The sequence below is a fragment of the Priestia sp. SIMBA_032 genome, assembly GCF_046535215.1.
Classification (GTDB): Bacteria; Bacillota; Bacilli; order Bacillales; family Bacillaceae_H; genus Priestia; species Priestia aryabhattai.
The window spans coordinates 1-242 of record NZ_JAWRXD010001421.1; the positions used below are offsets into that span (position 1 = coordinate 1).

Annotated in this window: 1 pseudogene; it reads left to right on the forward strand. The window is 40.9% G+C overall.

What is annotated here, in order from left to right:
- Positions 1-242 (forward strand): annotated as a pseudogene (gene ligA, locus SB717_RS38985) (NAD-dependent DNA ligase LigA); the annotation flags it as partial.

Here is a 242-nt window from a genome sequence, read left to right on the forward strand (position 1 = left end):
CCTCCGTTCGCGTTGGGGGAACTATTCTTGATATATTTGAAAAAGTAACACATAAGTCACCAATGTTAAGTTTAGGGAATGCATTTAACGAAGGGGATTTGCGTGATTTCGACAGAAGAGTACGTCAAGGAATTGATGGTGCGAATGTAAGATATATATGTGAATTAAAAATTGACGGGCTTGCCGTTTCGCTTCATTATGAAAAAGGACGCTTCATTCAAGGGGCGACACGTGGTGATGGT